General features: G+C 59.2%; 2 protein-coding genes. Both read right to left on the bottom strand.

Annotated features, from left to right (window positions below):
• Positions 1-111: 111 nt before the first annotated feature.
• Complete coding sequence (locus tag ACIOWE_RS30120; RefSeq protein WP_201237678.1) at positions 112-558, bottom strand: NUDIX hydrolase; 447 nt, start codon at positions 556-558, stop codon at positions 112-114.
• A gap of 200 nt (positions 559-758) precedes the next feature.
• The coding region (locus ACIOWE_RS30115; RefSeq protein WP_401398603.1) for an NADP-dependent isocitrate dehydrogenase at positions 759-1793 on the bottom strand (1035 nt) is incomplete at its 5' end.

Genomic DNA, 1793 nt, shown 5'->3' with positions numbered 1-1793 from the left:
TGCCGACAATGACGCGCTTCTTGGATGTGTCAGAAGGGGCTGGATCACGCATAGGGATTCAATGAGTGTCTTGAAAAAGGACGCGATTCTATCAGGCTCACGGCCGCAAGGCTAAAGAGAAGGGCGGATCAGTTCGAGGCTGAAGTGATGGCCGGCCAGATAATCGTCGATGCAACGGATGATCAGCTCACTGCGCCAGTTGTCGCGCTGGGCGATTAATTCGTCGCGGGTCAGCCACTTGGCGCCGACGATGCCGTCGTCAAGTTGATAGTCCGGGTGATGTTTGACGGCTTTGGCGCTGAAGCACACGCGCTGGTATGTCACGCCGTTGCTTGGGGCGGTGTACAGATAAATGCCGACGACACCGATGGGCTCGACGTCCCAACCGGTTTCTTCGAGGGTTTCGCGGACGGCGGCTTCGATCAGGGTTTCATCCGGGTCAAGATGACCGGCGGGCTGATTGAGCACGTTGCGGCCGCCCTTGTGCTCTTCGACCATCAGGAAGCGGCCGTTGTCCTCGACGATGGTGGCGACGGTGATGTGGGGGAGCCATTCCATAAATCTTCCTCAAATTCGGCGGTGTGAACACGGTCAACTGTAGGAGTGAGCCTGCTCGCGAAAGCGGAATGTCAGTCGACATCAATGTTGAATGGTATACCGCATTCGCGAGCAGGCTCGCTCCCACAAGGGATTTATGTTGTCAGCAGAAACACAAACCCCGGCACAAGGCCGGGGTTTGTGATGTTCCCACTACAACCTTAAACCAGCGCAGCAATCGCCGCGTTGAAGGTTGCGCTTGGGCGCATGGCCTTGCTGATCAGCTCGGCGTCGGCGTGGTAGTAACCGCCGATGTCCACTGGCTTGCCCTGAACGGCGTTGAGCTCGGCAACGATAGTTGCCTCGTTCTCGGTCAGGGTTTTCGCCAGGGTCGCGAACTGCGCTTGCAGTGCAGCGTCTTCGGTCTGGGCAGCCAGGGCCTGAGCCCAGTACAACGCCAGGTAGAAGTGGCTGCCGCGGTTGTCGATGTTGCCGACTTTGCGCGATGGCGACTTGTTGTTGTCGAGGAACTGGCCGGTGGCCTGATCCAGGGTCTTGGACAGCACCAGTGCTTTCGGGTTGTTGTAGTTCACACCCAAATGCTCAAGGGAGGCTGCCAGTGCAAGGAATTCGCCCAGCGAATCCCAGCGCAGGAAGTTCTCTTCAACCAGTTGCTGCACGTGCTTCGGAGCCGAACCGCCAGCGCCGGTTTCGAACAGGCCACCGCCGTTCATCAGCGGCACGATCGACAGCATCTTGGCGCTCGTGCCGACTTCGAGGATCGGGAACAGGTCGGTCAGGTAGTCGCGCAGCACGTTGCCGGTGACCGAGATCGTGTCCTTGCCTTCGCGGGTGCGCTGCAGGGTGTATTTCATGGCGTCGACCGGCGCCATGATCTGGATGTCCAGACCGGCAGTGTCGTGATCCTTCAGGTAAGCCTGAACTTTCTCGATCACTACGCCGTCGTGAGCGCGCATTGGGTCCAGCCAGAAAATCGCTGGAGTGCTGCTGGCGCGGGCACGGTTGACGGCCAGTTTGACCCAGTCCTGGATCGGCGCGTCTTTGGTCTGGCACATGCGGAAGATGTCGCCGGCTTCAACAGCCTGTTCCATCAGCAGGGTGCCTTTGCTGTCGGTTACGCGAACCACGCCGTCAGCCTTGATCTGGAAGGTCTTGTCGTGGGAGCCGTACTCTTCAGCCTTTTTAGCCAGCAGGCCAACGTTTGGCACGCTGCCCAGGGTGGGCGGAGCGATAGC

It is taken from the genome of Pseudomonas sp. NPDC087598 (genome assembly GCF_044743525.1).
GTDB lineage: Bacteria > Pseudomonadota > Gammaproteobacteria > Pseudomonadales > Pseudomonadaceae > Aquipseudomonas.
This window is presented reverse-complemented; position numbering and strand designations above follow the sequence as displayed.

What these genes read in the sequence shown, in the direction of transcription:
- ACIOWE_RS30120 (WP_201237678.1), bottom strand. Translation starts at nt 558, where the DNA reads ATGGAATGGCTCCCCCACATCACCGTCGCCACCATCGTCGAGGACAAC.